This window comes from Neobacillus sp. DZ-9, from assembly GCF_059587065.1.
Window position 1 is genome coordinate 365,663 of the sequence record NZ_JCAIOL010000004.1, and the last position, 26,096, is coordinate 391,758.

The 26,096-nt window shown below is 40.4% G+C and carries 26 protein-coding genes and 1 pseudogene; 24 read left to right on the forward strand and 3 right to left on the reverse strand.

The features are described from left to right. The first annotated feature begins 60 nt into the window (after positions 1–60). The 8 genes and pseudogenes from AC59HZ_RS13480 to AC59HZ_RS13515 form a co-directional block, all read left to right on the forward strand. Positions 61–2,268 (forward strand): hypothetical protein, encoded by a 2,208-nt coding sequence (locus AC59HZ_RS13480; RefSeq protein WP_496546326.1) that lies wholly within the window; start codon positions 61–63, stop codon positions 2,266–2,268. Positions 2,269–2,283: 15 nt separating this feature from the next. After that, on the forward strand, positions 2,284–3,498 hold the full coding sequence (locus AC59HZ_RS13485) for a Gfo/Idh/MocA family protein (RefSeq protein WP_496546327.1): 1,215 nt from the start codon (positions 2,284–2,286) through the stop codon (positions 3,496–3,498). A 17-nt stretch (positions 3,499–3,515) separates the two neighbouring features. Then, positions 3,516–5,606: a DUF5054 domain-containing protein gene (locus AC59HZ_RS13490; RefSeq protein WP_496546328.1), complete on the forward strand. Its 2,091-nt coding sequence runs from the start codon at positions 3,516–3,518 to the stop codon at positions 5,604–5,606. A 25-nt stretch (positions 5,607–5,631) separates the two neighbouring features. Then, the gene (locus AC59HZ_RS13495; RefSeq protein WP_496546329.1) at positions 5,632–7,455 is read left to right on the forward strand and encodes a class I mannose-6-phosphate isomerase; all 1,824 of its coding nucleotides are present in this window, start codon (positions 5,632–5,634) and stop codon (positions 7,453–7,455) included. After that, positions 7,448–8,359, forward strand: coding sequence for an ROK family protein (locus AC59HZ_RS13500; RefSeq protein WP_496546593.1), 912 nt, complete (start codon positions 7,448–7,450; stop codon positions 8,357–8,359). The genes AC59HZ_RS13495 and AC59HZ_RS13500 overlap by 8 nt, the downstream gene beginning before the upstream one ends. A gap of 37 nt (positions 8,360–8,396) precedes the next feature. Further along, positions 8,397–9,026 carry a YesL family protein gene (locus AC59HZ_RS13505; RefSeq protein ID WP_496546330.1) on the forward strand — a complete coding sequence of 210 codons (630 nt, stop codon included), beginning with the start codon at positions 8,397–8,399 and terminating at the stop codon, positions 9,024–9,026. Between the two features lie 147 nt (positions 9,027–9,173). Continuing rightward, entirely contained in the window at positions 9,174–10,121 is a 948-nt protein-coding gene (manA, locus tag AC59HZ_RS13510) for a mannose-6-phosphate isomerase, class I (protein WP_496546594.1), read from the forward strand. A 79-nt stretch (positions 10,122–10,200) separates the two neighbouring features. Then, positions 10,201–10,368, forward strand: a pseudogene (locus AC59HZ_RS13515) (transposase); the annotation flags it as partial. A 390-nt stretch (positions 10,369–10,758) separates the two neighbouring features. Here AC59HZ_RS13515 and AC59HZ_RS13520 read toward each other — a convergent pair. Next, positions 10,759–11,670: an EamA family transporter gene (locus AC59HZ_RS13520; protein ID WP_496546331.1), complete on the reverse strand. Its 912-nt coding sequence runs from the start codon at positions 11,668–11,670 to the stop codon at positions 10,759–10,761. 600 nt (positions 11,671–12,270) lie between these two features. Here AC59HZ_RS13520 and AC59HZ_RS13525 point away from each other — a divergent pair. The 16 genes from AC59HZ_RS13525 (at position 12,271) to AC59HZ_RS13600 (ending at position 23,964) form a co-directional block, all read left to right on the forward strand. Further along, complete coding sequence (locus tag AC59HZ_RS13525; RefSeq protein ID WP_496546332.1) at positions 12,271–13,377, forward strand: ABC transporter substrate-binding protein; 1,107 nt, start codon at positions 12,271–12,273, stop codon at positions 13,375–13,377. Next, positions 13,367–14,200 (forward strand): alkaline phosphatase family protein, encoded by an 834-nt coding sequence (locus AC59HZ_RS13530; RefSeq protein WP_496546333.1) that lies wholly within the window; start codon positions 13,367–13,369, stop codon positions 14,198–14,200. The genes AC59HZ_RS13525 and AC59HZ_RS13530 overlap by 11 nt, the downstream gene beginning before the upstream one ends. Positions 14,201–14,284: 84 nt before the next feature. Further along, complete coding sequence (locus AC59HZ_RS13535; RefSeq protein ID WP_496546334.1) at positions 14,285–15,139, forward strand: ABC transporter permease; 855 nt, start codon at positions 14,285–14,287, stop codon at positions 15,137–15,139. Continuing rightward, entirely contained in the window at positions 15,136–16,011 is an 876-nt protein-coding gene (locus AC59HZ_RS13540) for an ABC transporter permease (RefSeq protein ID WP_496546335.1), read from the forward strand. Before AC59HZ_RS13535 ends, AC59HZ_RS13540 begins: the two co-directional genes overlap by 4 nt. Beyond that, positions 16,008–17,021 (forward strand): ABC transporter ATP-binding protein, encoded by a 1,014-nt coding sequence (locus AC59HZ_RS13545; protein WP_496546336.1) that lies wholly within the window; start codon positions 16,008–16,010, stop codon positions 17,019–17,021. Before AC59HZ_RS13540 ends, AC59HZ_RS13545 begins: the two co-directional genes overlap by 4 nt. 27 nt (positions 17,022–17,048) lie before the next feature. Further along, complete coding sequence (locus tag AC59HZ_RS13550; protein WP_496546337.1) at positions 17,049–17,831, forward strand: DeoR/GlpR family DNA-binding transcription regulator; 783 nt, start codon at positions 17,049–17,051, stop codon at positions 17,829–17,831. Positions 17,832–17,924: 93 nt separating this feature from the next. After that, positions 17,925–18,788: a Cof-type HAD-IIB family hydrolase gene (locus tag AC59HZ_RS13555; protein WP_496546338.1), complete on the forward strand. Its 864-nt coding sequence runs from the start codon at positions 17,925–17,927 to the stop codon at positions 18,786–18,788. 27 nt (positions 18,789–18,815) lie between these two features. Beyond that, positions 18,816–19,181, forward strand: a complete 366-nt coding sequence (locus AC59HZ_RS13560) for a DMT family transporter (protein ID WP_496546339.1) — start codon at positions 18,816–18,818, stop codon at positions 19,179–19,181. Positions 19,182–19,185: 4 nt separating this feature from the next. Next, positions 19,186–19,506 (forward strand): DMT family transporter, encoded by a 321-nt coding sequence (locus tag AC59HZ_RS13565; RefSeq protein ID WP_496546340.1) that lies wholly within the window; start codon positions 19,186–19,188, stop codon positions 19,504–19,506. Between the two features lie 20 nt (positions 19,507–19,526). Continuing rightward, complete coding sequence (gene dsdA, locus AC59HZ_RS13570; protein ID WP_496546341.1) at positions 19,527–20,867, forward strand: D-serine ammonia-lyase; 1,341 nt, start codon at positions 19,527–19,529, stop codon at positions 20,865–20,867. A 172-nt stretch (positions 20,868–21,039) separates the two neighbouring features. Beyond that, complete coding sequence (locus AC59HZ_RS13575) at positions 21,040–21,318, forward strand: autorepressor SdpR family transcription factor (protein ID WP_496546342.1); 279 nt, start codon at positions 21,040–21,042, stop codon at positions 21,316–21,318. Then, the gene (locus AC59HZ_RS13580; protein WP_496546343.1) at positions 21,315–21,947 is read left to right on the forward strand and encodes an SdpI family protein; all 633 of its coding nucleotides are present in this window, start codon (positions 21,315–21,317) and stop codon (positions 21,945–21,947) included. The genes AC59HZ_RS13575 and AC59HZ_RS13580 overlap by 4 nt, the downstream gene beginning before the upstream one ends. 151 nt (positions 21,948–22,098) lie before the next feature. Next, entirely contained in the window at positions 22,099–22,449 is a 351-nt protein-coding gene (locus AC59HZ_RS13585; RefSeq protein WP_496546344.1) for an ArsR/SmtB family transcription factor, read from the forward strand. Next, positions 22,446–22,898, forward strand: coding sequence for an SRPBCC family protein (locus tag AC59HZ_RS13590; protein ID WP_496546345.1), 453 nt, complete (start codon positions 22,446–22,448; stop codon positions 22,896–22,898). Before AC59HZ_RS13585 ends, AC59HZ_RS13590 begins: the two co-directional genes overlap by 4 nt. A 33-nt stretch (positions 22,899–22,931) precedes the next feature. Continuing rightward, positions 22,932–23,405 carry a DinB family protein gene (locus AC59HZ_RS13595; protein ID WP_496546346.1) on the forward strand — a complete coding sequence of 158 codons (474 nt, stop codon included), beginning with the start codon at positions 22,932–22,934 and terminating at the stop codon, positions 23,403–23,405. Between the two features lie 79 nt (positions 23,406–23,484). Continuing rightward, on the forward strand, positions 23,485–23,964 hold the full coding sequence (locus tag AC59HZ_RS13600; protein WP_496546347.1) for an SRPBCC family protein: 480 nt from the start codon (positions 23,485–23,487) through the stop codon (positions 23,962–23,964). A gap of 34 nt (positions 23,965–23,998) precedes the next feature. Here the strand turns inward: AC59HZ_RS13600 and AC59HZ_RS13605 are convergent, their stop codons facing one another. After that, a complete protein-coding gene (locus AC59HZ_RS13605; RefSeq protein ID WP_496546348.1) occupies positions 23,999–24,886 on the reverse strand; it encodes a DMT family transporter in 888 nt (295 codons plus the stop codon). A gap of 111 nt (positions 24,887–24,997) precedes the next feature. Further along, positions 24,998–26,002: a LysM peptidoglycan-binding domain-containing protein gene (locus tag AC59HZ_RS13610; protein WP_496546349.1), complete on the reverse strand. Its 1,005-nt coding sequence runs from the start codon at positions 26,000–26,002 to the stop codon at positions 24,998–25,000. Positions 26,003–26,096: the final 94 nt, after the last annotated feature.

Sequence of the window (26,096 nt, forward strand, 5' to 3'; positions counted from 1 at the left end):
CACCGGGTTTCTGTTTAACCAGCCTACTATAGAAAGGAATCCGTCATGCGCTATTCTCTTATGTGTAAATCATTTACAGATAGTGAAGTATTAAACTATGAAAAAATCAATATAAATCTGGAAAACTATCAAGTTAATTTTTCACACTATCCTTACCATGCATTAGTAGAAACGCAACCACTTCCACATGGACAACGGTTGTCTATTACATTGTCTTTTCAGGAAGATACAAGTTATCCAATGAATTTTACATTTGCTATGGAAGCGGAGCATTGGCTAAAAGACAACTATGTATTGATGCCCGGAGCGGTTTATAATGGCAATCGCTTTAAAAGTGTACCTCTTCCATACCCGCCATATTATGAACCTTCCCGGAACAGCCGATTTACAGATACCGAAGTCATTACAAGTATTCCACATCTAGATATGGAGAAGAGGCAATCAATCATCTCTTTACTTTCTGGGGATATGACATCGCCTTTATGCGGATTTTATGATTTTAACAGCCAATCCGGTTCTATTCTATTGGGTGAGCACCAATCCGGGAGTTATTATACAGGGTTTACCGTTACCGAAAATCAAACGGAGGGGCACGCTTCTTTTGAGATTTCTGTCCCGGGTGTACGAGAAAATACACAATACTTTTTTGGCGATCAAAACGATGGGCACGGCTTTCGTCCTGATGCTTCCGCACATTCGCATGATACTGGCGCCATGTTCAAACAAGGTGAATCACTCACGCTGACTGTTTGTGTCTTTCATTGGCAGCAAATATCTCTGCAAGACTTTTTCAAGCTGGTAAATAGAGCAAAAACTACTTTGGAAAACCCAAACGTCTTTTATAATGTGCCGTTCTATAAAGGGTATATCAGCGTCAAAGAGAAATACCAAAAGGAAAACTTTACAGAGGAAGGATATTACTCTGTGGGAACGGATTGGAGCAAACCCCAACAGTGTTGGCAAGCAGGGTGGATTGGAGGAGGAATCAATAGCTATCCGTTTTTGCTGGAAGATTCATCCGAACCACAGCTACGTTCCCTGTCAACGCTCCGCTTTATTTTTTCGCAGTTACAACATCCCAACGGATGGGTGTTCGGCATGTATGGAAACGGAAAATACTATGGCGATGGTGGCGAAAGTAACGCTGACACGATTTTGTTGGTTCGAAAAAATGCCGATTTGCTTTATTTCGTGCTCAAACAACTATACTGGCTTTCGGACAACCACCATTCCACAATAGAGTTTGACCAGCCCACAAAGGCCCTTTGTGATGCATTTGTACGGCTGTTCCAAACATACGGACAGATTGGACAGTTTATTGATATTGATACAGAAGAAATCGTGGTAGGCAACTCAGCTGGAGCCTGTATGGCTGTGGGCGCACTGTCACTGGCAAGCGACTATTTTCAGTGTGAGGAATACCGCACTACTGCCGAGCGGCTCGGTGAGTATTATTACAACCATTATGTCAAAAAAGGTATGCTGAACGGTTGCCCTGGTGAAATTTGCCAAGCACCGGATAGCGAGGCGGCTTTCGCCATGCTGGAGAGCTATGTGCAGCTGTTTGAAACGACTAAGGATAGCATTTGGTTGACTTATGCAGAAGAAACCTGTGAAATTGCCATGACATGGGTGATGAGCTTTGACTTTCATTTCCCTGTGGCTAGTACCGCAGCTACACGTGGTGTTCATAGCGCCGGCACAGTATTCGCAAATGCACAGAATAAGCACTCTGCACCGGGTATCTGCACGCTTTCGGGCAACAGTTTGCTCAAACTATATCGCTTTACGGGTAAAGTAGACTATCTGTATTACCTTCATGCCATTTCACACAGTTTGCCGCAGTTTGTATCTCTGGCTGAAAATCCGGAATATACGCTCGAAGGAAAATATTTACCTGCGGGTTATATGAATGAGCGTGTACAAACAAGCGACTGGGAGGGTAAAGAAACCGTCGGAGAGTTTCTCTATGGTTCCAATTGGCCTGAAGTTTCCATGTTGCTTACCTTCGTGGAAGTACCAGGGATATATGTAGATTTTACCAGTCGCCTCTTACAAGTGTTTGACCATGTAGAATGCTCTATTACACAGTGGAATGCGGAATCTGTTGTGCTGAAAATATATAATCCTACAACATACGACACAACGGTTACAATGCTTGCAGATGAACGTACAAACACAAACCATGTGACGCACAATTACTTTAATAAAATGAGGACTATCCCACTTTCAGCCGGACAAGAGATTCAAATTGAACTAACAATATAATAGGAGGAATTTCTAATGTTAAATATTGGTATTATTGGATATGGCGTGCGGATCGACATGCTGATGGATGATTTATTCGCACTGCCATATGATGTCCGCATTAAGGCTATAACAGATACCAACCATGAACGTGTGCGGGCTCTAATGAAGAAAGATGGCTCTAAAGAAACGATGCATCAGATGGAAATTGATAAAATCGACGGACTTATGCGTAAATGCGAGATGAATCCAGACGCTATTACCTTTTATACTGATGCTGACGAAATGCTGGACAAAGAGCAATTGGACGGTGTGATCGTTGGAACGAACTGCACCACACATGCTAATTTCGCTAAAAAAGTGCTCAATCGCAACCTCCCGCTCTTTTTGGAAAAGCCGGTGGCTACTTCTATGGAAGATCTAAGAATACTAGCCGAGTGTGAAGCAACTGCAACGGCTCCCACGGTGGTATCTTTTCCACTGCGAGTCTCACCGCTTGTGCAAGAGGTAAAGCGCATTTTGGATACCGACATCATTGGAAAAGTTGAGCATGTACAGGCGTTCAACGACGTAACCTATGGTTTTGTATATTTCCATGACTGGTACCGTAATGAATCCGTTTCTAATGGCCTTTTCCTGCAAAAGGCAACCCATGATATTGATATCATCAACTACCTGTTAGGAGAACAACCAATAAAAGTTTGCGCCATGAAATCCAAGCAGATTTTCAAAGGCGATATGCCGGCCGGCTTGCGCTGCAGTCAGTGCGAACGATGGGAAACCTGCATGGAAAGCACCTACAATATCATTAATGTGCGCAATGATACTCCGCGTAGCGATTATTGCAGTTTTGCGGTAGACACCGGAAACGAAGACTCTGGAAGCATGATAGTAAAATACGAAAGTGGCATGCACGTCATGTATTCGCAGAACTTCTTTGCCCGGAAAGGCGCTGGTCGGCGTGGGGCAAGGCTGTACGGCTACAAAGGCACCGTGGAATTTGATTTTCTTACAAGCGAAATCAAAGTATTTGACCATATGAGTGACAAAGTAACCACTGTCTGTCTTAATGATCAAAATTCACATCATGGTGGCGGTGATCGTGTGCTTATGCGCAATTTTGTACACTTGATGCAAGGAAGAACAACCGAATCTGTAGCTTCATTGAAGGACGGGATCTGCAGTACTCTTGTGTGTATGCAGGCAAAAGCTTCTTCTGAAAGCGAGCAATTTTATCCTGTCACTTTATAGAGAATGGAGTGATACTTGTGACAAAGACAATTAAAAAAGTGCATGTTATTTTCAAAACCCATTTGGATATTGGATATACGGATTTAGGAAAAAATATAATCAAATGTTATATGGAGGATTTTATTCCCAAGGCGATGGAATTATCCGAACAGTTAGCATGCGAGGAGGGAAATGTAAATTTCGTATGGACGACTGGTTCTTGGTTGATTAACGAATTTTTACAGACAGCTTCAGAGGAAAATCGAGTACGCATGGAGAAAGCGATCCGTGAAGGGCGAATGGTTTGGCATGGATTGCCGTTCACAACCCATACAGAAATTATGGATCCATCATTGTTTGAATTCGGTCTTTCTCTTTCCAAAAATTTAGATCGGCAGTTTGGAAAAACAACGATTGTTGCCAAAATGACCGATGTTCCTGGACATACGATAGCGATTGTCCCAATGCTGGCAAAACACGATATTCAATATTTGCATTTAGGTATCAATCCGGTGTCGAAAAATCCGAAGGTACCAAAGGTATTCGTCTGGCGTGCAGCAGATGGATCGGAGATTATCGTCAATTATGCCGATGACTACGGCAAACCTTTTCATATGGATGGACTCGAAGACGCATTATATTTTGCTCATACAGGAGACAATCGTGGGCCTTCCACTTTGGAGGAAATTCGCGTCTTGTTCGCACAATTGCAGCAGGAGTATCCCGGGGCGGAGATTGCGGCTTCAACACTTGATGCGTTTGCCGAAAAACTTCTTACAGTCAAGCATTTGCTGCCTGTCATAAATGAAGAAATCGGTGATTCGTGGATTCATGGCGTTGCTTCCGATCCATGGAAAGTGGCACACTACCGGGAATTGCTTCGGTTAAGAGACAAATGGAATGCAACTGGTCAATTGGATCCCGAAAGTGAGCAGTACGCACAATTTTGCAATCGTCTTATGCTGATACCCGAGCATACATGGGGAATGAATACTTCGGTTTATCTCGTTGACTTTGCTAATTACTCTGCTGCCGATTTTGCAGCAGCAAGAGCCGGCGATATTGTAGATGATACGAAGCTTAGAAAATACGATTACCTTCGCCAGGCTGCAAATGAGAGTAGATCATACGGTGACTACGAAAGCTCGTGGCAAGAACAGCGGGATTATATTGAGGAAGCACTTCGGGCGTTGCCGGAAGTGTTGGCGAAAGAAGCAAGACAAACGTTGGAAGAATTGAGCCCACGGCATTCCATTGAAACTACTGCGTGCACACCGCTTGTTCAGGACTCGACGGAAATCGAGATGAACGAGTGCTACGAATTGGGACAGTTTCAAGTAAGCTTCGCTGCTGACGGATCAATTGTTAGGCTTGTTGACCAATCGGGCAAGGAATGGGCAGATGACAATAAGCGACTGGGAATATTCCAATACGAAACATTCAGCAAAGAATGTTACGACAGGTTCTTCAAAGAATACGTGACCAATCTAGAAATCCATCACAGCTGGGCGGACAACGATTTCGGCAAACCAGGTATCGAATATGTAAAGCCAAGGCCAAAACATCAACGATATCCGGCGGTATTAAAATCGTTACATCTGAAGAGAAACACCGATTGTGACATTGTTCGAGCGAAACTGAAGTTGCCGAAGGAGGTTTGCGAACAATACGGAGCGCCTAAAAAGCTAGCTGTGATCTACACGTTCAATAAGGATGAGCCAATTGTTGATATTGAATTACATTGGAACGATAAGCAAGCCTGTCGCCTTCCGGAAGCAAGCTGGTTTTCCTTTGTACCGCTTGTCGACAATCCAAACGCCTGGTTCATGGATAAACTGGGAGAACGGATCTCCCCGTTGTCTGTTGTGAAGGACGGCAATCGGAATATGCATGGTGTTAACTCCGGTCTTTACTACGAAGGTGCGGACGGTAGGGCCGTTATTGAAACATTGGATTCTCCTCTTGTTTGTCCGGGTGAACCGCGTTTGCTGCAATTCGACAACACCTATGCTCCGTTAACCGGTGGATTCCATTTCAATTTGCACAACAACGTATGGGGTACGAATTTTATGATGTGGTTCGAGGATGATATGAAATTTCGTTTCAGACTGAAGTTGCAATCAAATTAACTTTTTAGAACAAAAGAAAAATGTATTGAGGAGAAAGGAAGAAAAAGTTATGTTTGAAAAAAGACCATTAAATCCGATTCGTCAAGCTGTTCTTGAAAACGGCATTGAAGAAGGTTATAGTGCTCTCCTGCAGCGAGTGATATCACGGGCTGATAGCAAAGGCGGCAACGTCTTCACACTTGTAATAGACGGTACACATGGTGCAGATTTTCATGCCCTACTGAAGGGCTTAATCCCATATGCTGAAGACCACGGATTTCGCTTTGCTGCTGTAGACACGTATAGCTATTTAAAATCCGGAACAGAGCTGAGGGACCATTTCCGTCAGAACATTACGGATAATCGCGCTTTCGGCTATGTTGCAGAGCAGAAGATTGACGAATATTTCCAAAGCAGAGCGCAGCACAATTTTGTAGAGTATGCAGCAAGGTTAACGGAGACAACAAGTGAGAGGTTATTGTTGGTTGTTTTTGGCCCTGGTGCCTTATGGCTTTCCGATGGTCGTTGCGCTGCTTCGCTGTTTCTCGATGTTTCACGGGAATACCAGGAAATAGCTCATAAAGGCAGCTTACTGAACTTTGGGTTTAGTTGGAATATCGACGCTTTAGAAAAATACAAAATAGCCTATTTTGTAGAGTGGCCGCTGCTGGAGGGATACCGTAAGGAGTGGCTGAAAGCTTTTGATTGGTATGTCGACATGAACGACCCAAGTTGTCCTGTCCTATTGACCATTAGTGATTTGCTGGCCGTTATCCGCGACATTGCACGTTTTCCGATGCGTGTTAAGCCGTTTCTAATGCCAGGTGTCTGGGGTGGACAATATTTAAAGCGAATCGCTGATTTGCCTGCAGACATGATCAACTGTGCATGGAACTTTGAGCCAATCGCCCCAGAAAATTCGGTGCTAGTATCGAAGGGAGAGCATGTTGTTGAAATTCCATTTCTACTCATAATGGCGTTTTCTCACTTGGAAATAATCGGACAGCGCAATGTTAAGTTGTTTGGTGATTATTTTCCTGTCCGATTCGACTTTTTAGATACGATGGATGGTGATAATCTATCCTGTCAGGTCCATCCAAAGCAGGCCTACCTCCGTGAAAACTTCAATGGATTCATGGAACAGCAGGAGTCTTATTACATTATGGAGAAACAAGGCGACGCCAAGGTATACCTCGGATTAACGGAAACATGCACGGAGGAGTCGTTCCGAGAAGCGGTAGAAACATCCCAAGAGACAGGAGACCCGATTCCTTTTACGGAATACGTGCAAGAATGGCCGAGTGAGAAGGGTGGCTTGTATCTCATTCCGACAGGTACCGTACACTGTTCAGGAAAGGACAATTTCGTACTAGAAATATCTGCGACGACGTGGTGGTTTACATTCAAAATATACGATTACGTGCGTAAAGATTTGGATGGGAAATTGCGTCCAATCAACCTCGAGTATGCATTCGACAATATCGATTTCTCGCGGAAAACCGATTGGGTGCAAAATAACTTGATTCATCAGCCGAAACTCCTTAAGCAACAAGACAGCAATGAGGAGTATGTGCTTGGAGAACGTGACGATTTGCTCTTCTATGTAAACCGCATCCACCTAGAAGACCGATGGGAGGACGAAACAGAGGACGAGTTTGTTCTACTAAATCTGGTTGAGGGAGATCGCGTTCGTATTATTTCATTGGATGCCGAAGATGTTTTTGTAGAATTTGGTTATGCTGAGTCTTATATCATACCAGCCACCTTTGGTGCATATGCCATTGTGAATTTGAGCAGCACGCCGTGTAAACTGATCAAAGCAGGCGTATCAAGGAAATGGGACGTTAACTTGGTTGATGCAGATGCATGATAACGTATTGGCCTTTGATGTAGGTGGTACATATGTGAAAGCTGGTATCATACGTAGCGACGGTACCCTTGCAGAACCTGTCGTGGTGTATCCATCCCGGTCGGAGGATACGAGGGAGGAGTTGCTGCAGCATTTTGCTTTGCTTGTTAAGGATCAAGGGATGAGGGTTCAAGCGGGGGAGACGATTCGGGGCATAGGATTTGCGTTCCCCGGTCCATTCGAATATGAATCCGGCATATGCCGAATACGAGGTCTAAATAAGTTTGAATCGTTGTACGGTGTTAATCTCAAAGAAGAATTGACGGAGAGAATTGTCGTAATACCAGAGCTACAAGGAAGATGGAGTGATTCTCCGGATATCGCCATCGAAAATGATGCTGCACTGTTCGCGTTAGGTGAATGTGGCTACGGTGTAGGCAAGCCCTATCCGAGAACGATTTGTTTAACGATAGGCACAGGATTCGGCTCTGCCTTTGTGAGCAGCAACCGGTTGGTCAAACAGGGCGAAGGGGTTCCTCCTGAAGGTTGGTTATACCGACTGCCTTACCGGGATGGAATAATTGATAATTACATCTCTCGGAGGGGAATCATTCAGCTTGCTCATGAGATGGGGATCAAGAACATAGTAGTTGGGGATAACGATGTGAAATGTTTGACGGAACGAGCCTACTTAGGCGAAGTGCTGCCGGTACAATTGTTCTGTGAGTTCGGTGAAAGGATAAAAGAGGTTCTGAACCCTTTTATCCAATCGTTTCAACCTGATGCCATACTCATCGGTGGGCAAATTGCCAAAAGCGCAGATTTGTTCAATTTATGTCAGATTGCTAGCGTTCCCGTTCGTATTACAACCGATATGTCGGTTAGCGCATTAAAAGGTGTTTATCAGCTCTTTCAAAAATATTGATAACTTATATACATTTCTTTTAACAAGGGGGTTCATTATGAACAGGATATTCGAACAGTTTAATGTAATAGGTGAGTGGTTGTTTAAAATCATGCTTTTGAACCTGTTATGGTTTGGGTTTACCTTGTTAGGCGGAGTCATCCTAGGATTTTTTCCGGCTACTGCTTCACTTTTTGCCGTAATGAGAAAATGGATAAGAGGGGAACATGAAATTAATACCTTTAAATTTTTTATTAGAAACTTTAAGAATTCTTTTGTTCAGGCAAATATTCTAGGACTTGTGATTGTGGTTATAGGAATTCTTTTAGCGGTGGATTTACATGTTTCACAAAAGTATATCGGTTTCCCTTTTTTACACTTCGTTTTACTGTTTATCATTTTAGTCTATAGCATAAGTGTTCTATTCTTTTTTTCAACGTTTGTCCATTATGAACTGAAAACGTTCTTCTATCTAATCCAATCATTTTTTATGAGTATTATTAAGCCACTATATAGTTTACTTGCACTTATCATTTTCTTGGCTACAATAACAGTTTTCTATTTCCTTCCTGTCCCATCAGTGCTTTTTGCGGGGCCGATGCTGGCCTACCCGATTATGTGGATTGGAAATAGAGTTTTTACATCATTGGATAATCAAAAGTCACAAAAGAAACCCTTTCTTGCATAAACATCAAGGAAGCGAAAAAACAGGAAATTGTTTTTGATTGATGGAGGTACTTTAGTGGAAGGAAACAATTCTCGGATTTTAACTATAAGGAAACTGAAACAAGAATTCACGCAAACAATCAAGTTCCCCTTCTTTTAGGAGGTAGTAATTTTGCAGCCACTTTTTTTAAAGCCTGTTTTTAAAGAGAGAATTTGGGGCGGAACAGCCTTAGAAAAGGAATTTGGATATGATATTCCATCGGAGATTACAGGGGAATGCTGGGCAATTTCCGCACATCCAAACGGTCCTTCTGTCATTGAAAATGGTCCGTATGCTGGCACTACGTTGGACAATCTATGGCGTGAGCATCCGGAACTTTTTGGGAATCCAAAGGAGGAGGTTTTTCCCCTGTTGACAAAGATTTTGGATGCCAATATGGATTTATCGGTTCAGGTTCATCCAGATGATGCCTATGCGAAGGTGAATGAAAATGGCGATCTCGGAAAGACGGAGTGCTGGTATATTATTGACTGTAAAGAAGATGCGGATATGATCTTCGGCCACAATGTAAAATCAAAGGAAGAATTGATTCAGCAAATTAACGAAGGAAAATGGAATGAGCTGCTTCGTCGAGTGAAAATTAAGCCGGGAGACTTTTTCTATGTTCCAAGCGGTACCATCCATGCTTTGTGTGAAGGAACGCTAGTATTGGAAACACAGCAAAGCTCTGACACGACTTACCGGGTGTATGATTATGATCGCCGGGATGCAGAAGGAAATTTACGGGATCTTCATTTAGATAAAGCGATTGAGGTAACGACTGTGCCGCATCAAGATGCGATGAGCACACCGCGAGTTGTGGAGCAGGAAAACGCCACGATTACTATTTTTGTAGAATCTGAGTTTTTCTCCGTTTATAAATGGGATATCCATGGAAACACCTCTTTATCATTTGGTGAGCAATATTTGCTATTTAGTGTTATTAAGGGGGAAGGTTCACTTTTACATAACGGTGAACATTATAGCTTGAAGAAGGGAACCCATTTTATTATTCCGGTTGAGTTTGGCGAGTTTGAAATTGATGGCGAATGTGAAATCACTGTTTCGCATATGTAATTTTTTATAATGAAAAAAAGAGTAAAGGTCTATTTTGATTGCTCAAAGCCCTTTACTCTTTTTTTATAAAGGCTCAGTTGTCCGATTCGGAAAATATTCCGTTAAAGTAGGAATGAATACAATGGAACGACAGCGTTATCGCTGTAAAGATTGCGGTAAAACCTTTACTGATGTAACGAATACCCCTTTACGTGGTTCGCACCTGTCTCATAAATGGTTGGATTTCATTCAATGTATGATTGAAGGGTACTTAGCAGCTTTAACAAGTAAAGAAAATTTCCGTATCTCCGATGAACACTGTTCAGCTTATCGGAAGGAATGATATCCCTATCAACTTTATCGTAACAAAGTTTGTGAAATAACGTACTTAAGCTACGGGTAGCTTTAGTGGAGTAAGATAATCTATGCTCCTTAGGGGTTCAAAGCAAAAAAATTAGCCCTCAATCGAGGGCATAAAAATATATATTAAGAGGGTCTATGAAAGGTCTTGTCCTTTCATACCTGTATCTTAACAACTAATTATTAATATATAACTAATCTTTTCGTTTGGTCCAGCCACCCAAGAAAGGAATTTTATCGCCATCAAAGACGGCCTCTTTTACTATTTTTCTAAATTTTATTTAGTTTTTTCTCTATATTAAGAAACAGATTCCTTATCCAAAGAATGCGACTTTATTTTTGCTTTTGATAGAGTCACATTTCCCGCCGCAATTCCGCCTAAGATCAAAACAACTCCGAGCCATTGGGATATACTTACGTGCTCTGCCAAGAAAAGTGTCGATAAGATGACCGCAATCGGAAGCTCAGAGGCTGTTAAAATGGTTCCAAGTCCAGTCTCGATATACGGCATACCAATTGAAAATAAAAGCGGCGGCAGGGCGACCCCTAATAAGCCAAGAAATAATCCATACGGCGCGATCCCAATCAAAACAGGTAAATGGAATAACTCCGTTGGCTGAAACATAATGAAAACTGTAATCAGCCCGCCAGTGGAAAAAATGGCGCTTTTCTGCACCGGGGGTAGATCTTTTTCCACCGTGCCACTAAGAAAAATAAACGAAGTATAGGATACAGCGGAAAGTAGTCCCCAAACGGCCCCTTGCCATGTGATCACCCCGTTGCCTCCTGCAAGAACACCAGCCGCAAGAATAGAGCCAATAATGAGAATTCCGATTGAAACTATTTTTCCTATGGTCGGTATTTTCTTATAAAAAAACCATTCAAAAAATGTGCCAATCCAGACAAATTGAAATAAAAAAATAATTGCAAGCGAAGCATCAAGGGTTTGCAGTGATTGATAATAAAATACACCCGTTAAACCGAGTGGTATTCCTGATAAAAGGAGTTTACCTACTTTACCAAGTGTCAGTTTCTTTTTTTTCGAAAAAAGTGCAACCGTCCAAATCAGTAAAGTGCCAAGTAAGTATTGACTCCCCGTCACCACTTCCACCGTAAAACCTGCAGCATAAGCGAGCTTTACGAAAGTGGATAATGCTCCGTAACAGCAACCACCTAATAAAACAATAAATGAGTATTGCCAAGCTTTCATTTTCACTTCCCCTTTCAATCTATTAAAAAAATGATGGATCAATTAATTGGTTTTGTAATCCTCTGGCACTTTTCTAAACAAAAAAGCCACACAGCCTATAAAAGCTGTGTGGCGAAAATAGAGATACCTCTAGAAAAATCCACAAACAAATAGATTTTAGTATTCAAACTACATTTTTTACTTTAAACCAAATAAATAATGAATGTCAACGTTCTTATTGGAGTTTATTCTGTAAAATGATGGAATTTGTGGATTTTTTTCTAAAAGGCTCTGTTAAAGGGCATTGTTGATTTTTAACACTGTTGATTGGAGCGGAAGGTGCGAAGACTCCTGCGGGAGTACGGGTCAGGGGAGACCCCGCAGGCGCGAAAGCGCCGAGGAGGCTCCCCGGCACGCCCGCGAACCGCTCGCACCTGGAGCGCAAATCAACAACAAAGTTTAACAGAGCCTTCTAAAAAAGAACGTTTGACTGGGGGCATAAATTTGACTTTACAATTTCTTAATGTTGGATTAATGTGGGATTAACAATGTGGAATTATGATTAAACCGTAACAAACAGTAAACAACATTATAAATTCCACATTGAGGAGAGATACTTTTATGAATGGAAAGAAGTATTACAAGTCGATTCAAGCTGTAATGTTAGGAATAAGTGTACTAGGATTAGCCGCGTGTGCAGATACAAAGGAGCCGGTTGCATCGAGTATTAAGGATCCGAACTCGTTAACCCTTAATGAAATTGAAACAAAGGCCAAAAAAGAAGGGGAAGTCAATAGTGCCGGTATGCCTGATTCATGGGCCAACTGGGGAGAAACGTGGAATGAAGTGACGAAAAAATATACTTTGAAACACAATGATACAGATTTATCGAGTGCTGAAGAGATTGCGAAAATGGAATCGGAAAAAGAGAATGCTACAGCGGATATCGGCGATGTAGGAATGTCCTTTGGTCCAGTTGCTGAACAAAAGAAATTGACATTGCCCTATAAAACTTCTTATTGGGATGAAGTTCCTGACTGGGCAAAAGATGACAACGGGGACTGGGTGGTCGGCTACCAAGGAACGATTGCCTTCTTAACCAATAAAGAATTAGTGAAAAACCCGCCAAAATCTTGGGATGACATCCTAAAAGGAGATTACAAAGTAACCGTAGGAGATGTGCAGCGTGGGACACAGAATCAAATGGCTGTTCTTGCTGCGGCAATCGCTTACGGTGGTGATGAAAAACATCTCCAACCAGGGATTGACTTTTTTAAGAAGCTTGCGAAGCAAGGACGTCTTAGCTTAACGGATGCAAAGCCGGCTAACATTGAAAAAGGGGAAGTAGAAGTGGCCCTTGTATGGGATTTCAATGCCCTTGGTTATGCAGAACAAATCAATCGTGACCAATTCGATGTGACCATTCCTAAAGAAGGTTCAGTCGTAAGCGGCTATACCACGATTATTAACAAATATGCGAAGCATCCTTATGCCGCAATGGCCGCTAGAGAATATATCTTAAGTGACGAGGGACAAATTAACCTGGCTAAAGGATATGCCCGTCCTATCCGTGATAACGTGAAGCTCCCTAAAGAAGTAGCGGATAAAATGGTACCAAAAGAAGAGTACAAGAATGCTAAACCAATTAAGGATTTCAAAGCTTGGGAAGAAACGGCTAAAACCCTTCCGCAGCTTTGGCAGGAAGAGGTGTTAGTCAATGTCAAATAAAGTAATCGCCATTGTTGTGGATGGAATGAGATACGATAAAGCTTGTGAGACTCTGGGATATATTCAGCATCTTGTAGAAACCAATCAGGCAGCACTTTACAAGGTTCGATCAGAGCTGCCTAGTCTTTCCCGTCCATTATATGAAGTGTTACTTACTGGTACACCGGCATCGATGAACGGTATTACCTCCAATCAAGCAGTGCAGCTTTCCACCGAGAAAAGTCTCTTTCATCTGACGAAGGAGAACGGGTTAAGGAACGGAGCAGCAGCCTATTACTGGGTAAGTGAACTGTATAATCGTGCTCCATTTGTATTTGTTGAAGACCGCGAGCAAGAGGATCCTTCTAAGCCCATTCAATACGGGAAATTTTACTGGGACGATGATTATCCTGACAGCCATGTGTTAATGGATGCGGAAGCATTGCGCCGAAAGCATGACCCACACTTTATATATATTCATCCGCTTGGAGTTGACGTAAAAGGGGAAGCGTTCGGTTCGGAATCGAAAGAATACCGTGAACAAATCTTAAAAATGGGAAGCTTGCTCGCTCAGCTTTTACCAATTTGGATGCTAGAGGGCTACCATATTTTAATTACATCAGATCATGGGATGAGTGAATATGGCAATCACGGCGGCATAACCGATGGTGAGCGTGATGTACCACTCTTTATCATCAGTCCGAAAGTGGAGCCAGGCGTCCACAGTGAGGCCGTTCCACAATTGGCTTTTGCCCCGCTCGTTTGTGAACTGTTAGAGATCGAAAAGTCCGATAAAATGATCAACTATTCATTGCCAGGACTTAAAGGAAAAGTGTCCGTTTAAATTTTCGAAAAAAGACTGCCGGGAAATGGTATTACGATTAAAACCATTTCCCCTTTGTTAGCGAAAATAGAGGAGAGAGAAGCCTTGCGAAAAATAAACAAACAAAAATTTTACTTATTAGCTCTCTTACTGCCATTTATTTTGTTTGTGGTTGGGTTTGAAATCGGCCCATTAGTGGCCATGCTGAAGGATAGTTTTCATGCAGATGATGGAATTCAAGTAACGATTCAGCAGTATATAACGATTTTTAAAAGTAAATTTTACTTGCAAGCGATCCAAAATAGTCTTGTCATTTCGTTGGTTTCTGCTGTTATTTCTGTGATCATCGCGGTGATTGCTGCTTATTCGTTTACAAAGTTTTCGCAAAAAATTCAAAATCGCTTACTGATGATTGCCAATATGACTTCCAATTTTGAAGGAATACCGCTTTCTTTCTCTTTTATTATTTTACTTGGAAACAATGGAATGTTTACGCTGCTTTTTTCCAAGATGGGTTTGGATGTGTTTACAGGCTTTAACTTATATTCCTGGACAGGTCTCATTCTTGTCTATATTTATTTTCAAATACCGCTCGCTGTTATGCTGATTTATCCATCTTATCAAGGAATTAAAAAGCAATGGAAAGAAGCTTCTTCTTTATTGGGCGGAACCAAATTATCCTTTTGGCTCCATATTGGGATTCCAGTTTTGCTTCCAAGCATTGCAGGTACCTTCAGTATTTTGTTTGCTAATGCGATGGGCGCTTATGCGACCGCTTATGCACTAGTCGGAAGCAACTATAATTTATTATCATTGCAAATTGCCTCATTAGTCTCGAGTGACGTGACCTTAAAGCCGCAGCTTGGCAGCGCGATGGGCGTTATGCTGGCTTCGACCATGATCGTGGCGATGTGGTTCAATAATCGAATGATGCGCCGCATTAGGAGGGATTTACGATGAAAACTTCACTGAGCTTTCATAAAGTAATCGTTGGTTTCCTTGTGATTTATTTATTAATCCCGCTGGCAGGAACGTTTTTATTCTCGATCGCCGGCAAATGGGATCACACCATTCTGCCTGAGAGTTTTACGATGAAATGGTATATCGAATTATTTCAAGATGAACGGTTTTATGGTGCACTGGAGCATACGTTGTTTTTAATTGTTGTAACGGTTGGTCTTAGTGTGATGATAATGCTTCCAACGATTTTTATCATTACCGTCTATTTCAGTAAATGGGAAGGATGGCTCCAAGCAGTCGCTATGCTTCCTTATGGAATACCTCCGATTGTTGGGGCTGTGGGCTTGATCAAGGTCTATTCAGATGGACCGCTTCAAATTACCGGAACACCGTGGATTTTGGTTGGTGCTTATTTCATCACAATATTACCTTTTATGTATCAAGGGATTCGCAACAGCCTTCGCACGGTGAATGCGGTCCAGCTTGTCGATGCAGCTGAATTACTGGGTGCTACCAAATTTCAGGCGTTTCGCACTGTCGTATTTCCGAACATTATCTCTGGTATTTTGGTGTCTACCTTATTATCTGTAGCGCTGTTATTTAGTGAATTTGCGTTTGCGAATTTGCTTGTCGGAGGTCGATTTGAGACGATTCAAATTTATCTTGCTGACAAATTAAACAGCAGCGGTCACTTAACAAGTGCCATTGTGATTACGTATTACTCGATCATTTTACTGTTAACGGGAACGGTATTAAAACTAACGTTTAAAAAAGAAAAAGTTCCTGGCTTTTCTTCGAAAAAACGATCTGTATTATTTTTAAATAAACCATACCGTCAAAAAAATACAGCTTTAGAAGGTGAAAATTCATGAGTTATGTAACGATTGATCAAGTGACGAAGGGCTATCATCACCAAGTTGTGTTAGAAAATATTTCGTTGACCTTAAAAAAGGGAGAATTTGCGACCCTTCTTGGACAAAGCGGGTGCGGAAAAAGTACCTTATTGCGATCGATCGCCGGACTTGAAGACGTGGATTCAGGAAGCATCTTCATTGATGGGAAGGATATCACTCATATATCACCGCGTCAGCGTGAAGTCGGTATGGTGTTTCAGTCCTATGCACTGTTCCCAAATATGAATGTTTTTGATAATATCGCCTACGGTCTTAAAATGAAGAAGGCAAAGAATATTAAATCAAAAGTAACCAGAATGATCGAACTCGTCGATTTAGTAGGAAAAGAACAATCTTATCCACATCAATTATCTGGCGGTCAACAACAAAGGGTGGCTCTTGCCCGTGCCCTTGTCATGGAACCAAAAGTACTGCTTTTGGATGAGCCGCTAAGTGCATTAGATGCAAAAATTAGAAAAACCTTACAAAAAGAATTAAGAAGAATCCAGAAAGAATTAGAGATCACCACGATTTTTGTAACCCATGATCAGGAAGAAGCGATGACGATGTCGGATCGGATTTTTGTCATGGATAAAGGAAAAATTGTTCAATCCGGTTCTCCAGTAGACATTTATACATCTCCAGTCAATAGCTTTGTGGCGAAATTTATTGGAAATTACAATGTGTTGAGCATGGAAGTTTTCCACAAACTTGTTCACAGTACAGAGTTAAACGGGAAGGAAATCGCCATTCGTCCCGAAGTTTTGCAAATTGTTTCTGCTAATGAGGATCACTTAGGTTTACATGATAACTGGGGAATTAAAGGACTTGTTAAAGATGTTTCAATGACAGGGAATGTCCTGAGATATGAAGTAGAAACTGAAGTGGCCGCTTTACTTGTCGACGATCTTCATCACAAGGGGAAAATGCTTGAACAAGGGGAGCAGGTTCAGATTTTTGTACCGAAAAAAGAATGTATTATTTTATAGTTTATCAATGATTCCGGAGGAAGTAATATGTCCGTTTTACCAGAAGAACGAAAAAGTGAAATTTTAAAAGAATTGAATAGTACGGGAACAGTAAAAGTCGTCGACTTAGTGGAGCAGTTTCAGGTTTCAGAGGAAACCATTCGTCGAGACTTGATGCTATTAGAGGAAAAAGGACTATTAAAGAGAGTTTATGGAGGAGCTGTTAAATCGGTTTTTCCATTTGAGGAGCCCCCATTCACACATCGTACATCTGTGAACCAAGAAGCAAAAGTGAAGATAGGGAAAAAAGCAGTAGAACTTATTTCTAACGGTGATGTCATTGCTATTGACGTAGGGACCACCATGCTTGAATTTGCGAAATGTATACAAGATAAGAAGGATATTACCATCATCACCAATTCACTTCCTGTTTCATCTGTATTGACCGAATCGCTCAATCAAAATAAGTTTACAGGCCAAATTTTATTACTAGGCGGACTATTGGATCCGAAGCAGCAGTCGATTAGCGGCAGTTTTACTGAACAGACCTTAGAACAATTTAATATTAATAAAGCATTTATTTCTGCCGGAGGTGCTTCAATTCAAAATGGGGTTAGTAATTATCATTTGCATGAAACATTGGTTTCACGCAAGATGGTCGAGGTATCCAAGCAAGTAATCTTGCTGACCGATTCTTCTAAAATGGATGTTGATACTTTTTGTAAAGTTTGTCCTCTAAAAAAAGTCGATGTGTTTGTTTGTGAGCAAGCATTGCCAGAGGCATGGAAGAATCATCCTCAATTAGGGAAACTCAATTGGATTCAGGCATAGTAGATTAAGTAGAGAAAATGTAGGGATGAATAGAGGGGATTCTCTCTTTTTTAATTGGATCTATTAAAAAATGAGAAAAGGAGTTTCAAACTTATGAGCTTCATTGCGATTGATTTGGATGGGACATTATTAAACGGCGAGAATGAAATTAGTGAAGAAAATAAAAAGGCGATTCAATATGCCAAGGACCGAGGTATTGAGGTCATCATTACAACAGGACGTGCTTATTTCGATGTTCAGACGATTTGTAAAAAAGCCGGGATTTCTCCCTATATCATTGGGACAAATGGTGCAACCACTCATTCGAAAGACGGAAAGGTTCTTTCCTCTATTCCGATATCGAAAGAGCGTGTCGAATCCATTCTAAAGTGGCTGGATGAACGGGATTTTTATTATGAAGTGTTTACCGACAAAGCGATTTATGCGCTAGAGAAGAGGAGAGAACATTTTTATCAAGAGATTCAGCGTTTGAAAAGCACGGATTTATATAAAGAGACTGCAGCAGAAGCGGAAAGACAATTTGATCAGTTTGGCTATGTTCTTGTTGAAAACTATCCTGACATCCTAAAACAGAAGGAAGAAGTATTTAATATTGTAGCCTGTTCGTTTGATCAAAAGAAACTAGCCGAAGCCTGGAACCGATTCGACATGATGGGTGAGTTGGGGGTAGTTTCATCGGCAGACCATAACATTGAAATTACGAATAAAAGTGCTTCAAAGGGAAATGCACTTGAAAAAATGGCGTTTTTGATGAATGTGTCCTTAGAAAAATCTATGGCCATTGGAGACAGCAACAATGATTTATCCATGTTCCGGAAAGTTGGATACAGTGTAGCAATGGGAAATGCAAAAGATGACATTAAAGCGGTTTGTACCACAACAACCCTTAAAAATGATGAGAATGGGGTGGCTCACGCGATATATCAATTTATAGAGAACTACGCTCTTCAAAATTAAGTGTCATGTGTTGAAGGAGAGAACAATATGGCATGGATTTATATTTTAATAGCAGGATTTTTGGAAATTGTCTGGGTGATAGGTCTTAAATATTCACATGGATTTACCATCATGATCCCTAGCATAATAACAGTAGCAATCATACTCTTAAGTTTCTTTTTGCTTTCAAAAGCGTTACATTCCATCCCCTTAGGAACAGGTTACGCCATTTTTACTGGATTGGGAACGGTGGGAACGATCACAGCAGGGATCCTTTTTTGGAGAGAGACTATTAATCTATCGAAAGTATTTTTTGTGACGTTAATGATTGCAGGGATTATTGGATTAAAAATAAGCCCATCAGAACCTAAAACATCCAAGAACATGACTAATAGGTTAAATGTTAGGGGATGATTCAATGGATTGGTTTTTTCTTGTTATCGCCGGCTTTGCCGAGATTGGCAGTGTGATCAGCATGAAACGTGCAGATGGGTTTAAAAAATGGCTTCCAAGCATAGCTTGTTTAATTTGTGGGAGTTTAAGCTTTTATTTTCTTTCATTAGCTGTCACTTCCCTTTCAGTGGGGACTGCCTATGCTATTTGGACGGGTATGGGCTCTGTTGGAAGTGTTTTAGCAGGAATGATTTTCTTTCATGAACCTAAAAGTTTGAGATCTACTTTATGGATTATGTGTATTATTGCAGGGGCAGTAGGTGTTAAAATAACATCTGGACAGTAACTTTAGGGAGGAGAAGAGTGATGAATAAGATTCAAGATTGGATAAACGAATATCCTTTAATAAACGAGTTAGTCGCTACAAAGGAAGTATTTTGGTCAAATCCTAAAAAGGAAGCATTTCAATCGGGATTAGAAAAACTTCCATTGAATGAGAATGATGTAAAAGATGCAGAGGAAAGGTTAAAGCGTTTTGCACCTTACATTGCGAAAGTTTTTCCGGAAACAAGAAAACTGGGTGGAATCATTGAATCTCCTCTTGTACCTATCCAGGCAATGCGTGAAAAGCTATCAAACATGTATGAGACTCCATTAGAAGGAAGATTTTTGCTGAAATGTGACAGCCACCTTCCGATTTCAGGTTCGATTAAAGCACGAGGCGGCATTTACGAAGTGTTGAAACATGCAGAAACATTAGCGCTTCAACATGGTTTATTGTCGGTAGAGGATGATTATTCGATTCTTGATAGTGAGAACCTCAGAAACTTCTTTTCTGAATACTCCATTGCAGTAGGGTCCACAGGAAACTTAGGATTAAGTATTGGCATCATGAGTGCCAAATTAGGTTTTAATGTAACGGTTCACATGTCTGCAGATGCAAAGAAATGGAAAAAGGATCTGCTCAGAAGCAAAGGAGTCACGGTCATTGAATATAAGGAAGATTACAGCAAAGCGGTCGAAGAGGGACGAAAACAGGCTCTAAGTCAACCAAATTGCTACTTCATTGATGACGAGAACTCTCGTGATCTGTTTTTAGGCTATGCAGTCGCAGCCAGCCGGCTAAAAAAACAATTAGAAGAATTAGATATAAAAATAGATGAAAACCATCCACTTTTTGTTTATCTTCCATGCGGAGTTGGCGGCGGGCCAGGAGGAGTGGCTTTTGGATTGAAACTACTGTACCAAGATCAAGTCCATTGCTTCTTTGCCGAACCAACTCACTCACCATGTATGTTACTTGGTTTAATCACAGGGCTGCATGATCAAATTTCCGTTCAAGATGTTGGAATTGACAACGTGACGGCAGCAGATGGACTTGCGGTTGGACGGCCATCCAGATTCGTTGGTCAAACGATTGAGCCACTATTAAGTGGAAGCTATACGGTAAGCGACCAAGAATTATTTAAACTATTAAAAGCAATGGCTGATACAGAAAACATTCAACTGGAGCCTTCTGCATTGGCAGGTGCGATTGGACCGGTGAAATTAGCGACGGAGAAAGACGGAAGATCCTATATTCAACAACATCACTTAACAGAGCACATGAAAAACGCCGTCCACCTTATCTGGGCGACCGGGGGTAGTATGGTTCCTAAAGAAATAATGGAGGATTATTTGAGTGCCTGTCACGATGAAGAGGTGTAAGGCGAAACAGAAAGGTCGGACTTTTACTCCGACCTTTTTAATTTAATAAAATTTAGAAATTTATCTAAATATCTAATAGGATTCATTGACTAATTTTAAAAATCCCCATAATATATATTTAGATAATTTTCTAAATACCTAAAAGTAGAATGGAAAGGAAAAGAGGGTTGACATGAATGAAGCTTTTAAGGCATTGTCCGATCCAAGCAGGAGGAAGATCCTCCATTTATTAAAAAAGAATGACCTATCAGCAGGAGAAATTGCTGACCAATTTAACATGACAAAGCCAAGCATTTCACACCATTTGAATTTATTAAAACAAGCGAACTTGGTGGACTCAGAAAAAAAGGGGCAGCAAATTATTTATAGCCTAAATACGAGTGTGTTTGAAGATGTCATTACCTGGTTTATGGATTTTTTAAAGAAGGATGAAGGGGAAGAGATAAAATGAAAAGAAACTGGTTTGGCCTGTTTTTACTTATAACCATCATCATCGGAACCTGTATTTCCTATCCCTATTTACCTGAACAAATTGCGGTGCATTGGGACTATAAAGGTGTTCCAAATAGCTATGCAAATAAATCTTTCGGAGCCTTTCTTCTGCCTGGGATTATGTTAGTCTTATATGTTTTTAGAATACTATTACCTAACATCGACCCAAAGAAACAAAATTATCAACGTTTTGAAGGAACATATAATTGGATTATGAATGGAATTCTATTGTTCCTGTTTTTAATTCAAATTGTGCAAATTACGAGTGCTATGGGGATTATAAATCCCGCAATGGTGGTTCCTGAATTAATTGGATTATTATTTATCTTTATTGGCAACTTAAGTCCAAAATTCAAACCTAATTATTTTATTGGAATTCGCACACCATGGACCTTAGCGAGCGAAGAAGTATGGAAGAAAACCCATAGATTTGGCGGAAAGGTATTTGTTATTTTAGGATTATTGATGTTATTAGTCCCAGTTATTCCAGCAACTATCCAAGCTTACTATGTGATCAGTGTTATCGTCGTTAGCTTAGCTCTTATTACTCTCTCTTCTTATTATTTTTTTAAAAAAATTAAAAACTAAGTGAAAGATAGAAAAAACACATTAAGTTTAATGTGTTTTTTCAATTTCTAATGATGTGAAACCCTTTCTATGATAAGAGTCCATTTGGGAATATAAGGATTTCTCGAAAATGAGGTTGCATTTCTTTTTTTTTTGTTTTATAGTTAACCACATGGTTAACTATTATAAAAACAACCTTGATCAAGTATTTTCAGTTTTATCAGATCCAACCAGAAGGGCCATTATAGAGGAGCTATCTAAGGGAGAGAAAACCGTTAAAAAGTTGGCGGAGCCTTTTGATATGTCTTTACCTGCTTTTTCAAAGCATATGAAGGTTCTGGAAAATGCGGGATTAGTCTCGTATAGGAAGGCGGGAAGGTATAAATACTATTATCTTCACCAAGAAGAGTTTTATGATGCAGCCCGATGGCTAAATGATTTAAAGTCATTCTGGGAAAGTCAGTTATCCAGCTTAGAAAAATATTTATTAAACAATGAAGATGAGGGAGGAAACAAAAAATGATCACAATGAACAGCGCACATGATTTTACACTAAAGTTAAATAAAACCTATCCGGTTAAACCAGAAAGAGTATTCAATGCTTGGACCAAATCGGAAGAACTGGAAAAATGGTGGGGTCCCGAGGGATTTACGACGACGATAGATGAGATGAATGTCGAAGTGAACGGAAAATATAAGTTCAATATGCATGCTCCAAACGGGGCTACTCATGTATTGACTGGCCAATATCTTGAAATCGTGCCAAATGAAAAATTAGTTTTTACATGGAAATGGGAAAACGGAAAAGGTGATTTTCCTGCAACAAAAGTGACAATTGATTTTCTTGAGAAGGACAATTCTACTGAAGTTGTCGTTACACATACAGAACTTCCAAGTGAAGAAGAGGCGAAGAATCATAATCATGGCTGGACAAGTTCATTAGAAAGCGGTTTGAAAGCATATTTAGTATAATTTAAATTTTTATAATAAAAAGGGGAAACTATCATGAATGAAAAAATGTTATTTGATCAATTCGAATTTGCTCGAAACGTTACTTTAAAGGTGGCACAAGGAATTACGGAAGAAAACGCGGATGTACTTCCTGCTGGAGCTCCAAACTCTCTTCGCTGGCAGTTAGGTCATATTTATGTATCGGTTGAGGGAATTGTGTTTCACTTTGCAAACGAAACACCAAATCTGCCAGAAGGATTCATGGAATTATTCAATACCGGGACAAGGCCTTCTGAATGGAAAACGAATCCACCTGCAATCGAAGAAATCCTTCCATTATTATCAGAACAAGTTAAGCGTGTGAAAGAAACGTTCACTGGACGTCTCGATGAAAAAATCGCCCAGCCATTACCGATAGGTCCATTAAAACTGGAAACCATTGGAGAACTTCTTTCTTTTGCTTCATTCCATGAAAGTGAACACATTGGCATTATCAAAAGCTTAAAAAATAGCCTGAAAGCCGAATAATAATTTTAGAATTTTTATAAGTAGGAAAAGCAGGAATTACCTTAAGGTTCCTGCTTTTCTATATGAAAGGATGAGCCCCATGGCAGGTGATTATCAAACGAAGCTATCCCTTCCTGTGTCAGTGGAAAAATTGTATGATGCCGTTTCATCAGAGGAAGGTGTTCGTCACTGGTGGACCGAATTTGCGAATGTAGGTAATGAAATTGGAAGTATGGCAGAATTTCGTTTCCCAAAGGCAGGCTTTTATGTAAAGACAGAAATCACAGCCCTTCAGCCGAATCAACTGGTTGAATGGAAAGTCGTTGATTCCATGCACCCTGAGGCCAGTGGATTTAGCAATTTAAGGGATTGGGAAGGGACAACCATCCGCTTTGAAATGGACAAGGTTTCAGACGAGGAATCGGTTTTAAACTTTACTCATATTGGGCTGTCAGAGGAACTGGAATGTTATCAGGCTTGTGAAAGAGGCTGGACCTCGTACTTAACAAGCTTGAAGAATCTTCTTGTAAATGGAAAGGGAAACCCATATAAGGATGATTCAAAAGATAACATAAAATGATTCTTCTAAAAAAAGGGTCAGGCTTCTACTACAATTAAGTTGTAGAAGTCCGGCCCTTTTTTTCGAATTTTAACTCACTTAAAAAAGTTGCGCCTAGAACAAGGATGCCGCCGAGGATTTGAATTAACGTCATGCTTTCATGCAAGAAAATGGCAGCGATAAGGACGGCGGAAATCGGATCGATATAGCTTAGAACAGCAATCGTTTGTCCTTTTAGTTCTTGAAGCGATGTGAAATATAAAAAATAAGCAAGTCCAGTATGGATAATCCCAAGTATTAATATGAAAATGACCGAAGTAGAATTGATACCCGAAAAATCTAGATGGCTCTGCCATACTACATAGGGAAACAGGACCAATGCGCCTGCCATTAACTGAACTAATGTAATTTCAAAACCTGATAAATTTTTAATAAATTTGTTCATTAATACCACACTGGCGTAAAAGGCAGCCGCTAATAGACCGTATAAAATACCAACTGCGTTATTCTCTGAACCGTTTGAATTTCCGGAACCAGGATTAACAATTAAGAATAGTCCGATCATGGCCATAATAATGCAAATAACCTTTGTACTTGTCAGTTTTTCTTTCAATACCCACGGTGCTAAAATCATCACAAAAATCGGGGCAAAATAATAGCTAATCGTGGCGTTGGATATTGTCGTATACCGATATGACTGAAATAGAAAGATCCAATTAAGGCCAATGGCAGCACCTGATAACAAGAGCAAAACCGCATTTTGTTTTACAGCTTGATAGGATGGCTTATGTTTGACTATGAAACTTACAATTACCAGAAATAAACTTCCGATTATCCCTCTTAAAAAAGCAATTTCACTCGAAGACAGGTCTATCTTTTTGACAAAAATCCCGATGCTTCCGAAAATGAGCATCGTCATGATGAGTCTCAGTTTTCCGTTCAAGTTAATCCCCCCTAATTCTTTAATCCAAACATAAAATGGATGAATTCTCAACAAAAATATCCCATTAAACATGAAGAAGGTGACCCCGATATTGGGTCACCTTCTCCATGTTTAATGTAAGGATGCTAAAATTTCTTGCATTTTTTGTGTCACTAACGGATAAAAATTATTTTTTGCATTGGCAGTGGAATTACCGCCGAAAAATCCAGTGCCTGGACATGTTTTAATGGCGTGGCCTGCACTGTTATCTAATACCCTTTCTCCCGAATTAACATCCCACCAATGATGATAGGTGATACTGTCAACTGTAGGGGTTAACCCGTACTTTATCATGAGCAGGGCAGTGACGGTCACAATTGTTTCCCTTTGTTCCGCAGTCATTTTTTCAGCATCAAAGTTCCCAACATTTTCGATCGCTAACGCATCAGCCTCAACGGCATGCATGGCCTCTTCATTGAGTAACCCAAATGAACCTTCAGGAGCAATGTTAAATGGACGACCAACTACCACTTTGCCGTCTGGAAAGGTAGTTAATTGCTGACTAATCATGCTCCATTTCATCCCAGTTACATGATAGTCCTCCATACCCTTCATCAAGGCAAAATGGTTGGAGCCATTGAATGACTGGTATGATGGCTGATAAGTGTGATGCTGCTGGACTTTTCCAACCCTTCTCGTAAACTTTTGGTTGAAAATCCAATCTTTAAATTCCTCCCTGGTCATAAGAACAAATTTTCCATCCATGGACAGTTTTTTGGGAGGAATTTTTAATTTTTGCCCTACATAAATAACATCGGATGAAAGGCCGTTTGCTGTTACGATTAAAGAAACTGTAGAATTAAAGGCTTGTGACAGCTTCCAAAGATTGTCCCCTGGAGCAACCTCGTACATGATGGGAACCCTTAATTTCTGGCCAACTAAAAGTAAATCTGATTGTAATCCGTTGATTAGTTTTAAGTCTTCAACTGAAGTCCCGTAGGTATTGGCGACCTTCCATAAATAATCTCCAGATTTCACCTCATAGGTATTTCGCGGGTTATTTGCTGCATAAGCAGGAGATAAATGCATTTGCATTATTAAAATCAAACTAAATAGAATCACAAATTGTTTTTTCATTTATGAATTCCTTTCATGATGATTTCACAAAACAACTCTTTTTATGTTTTGTAAATCAGGACATTTGAATTCATTTAGTCGAATTTTTGCGTTC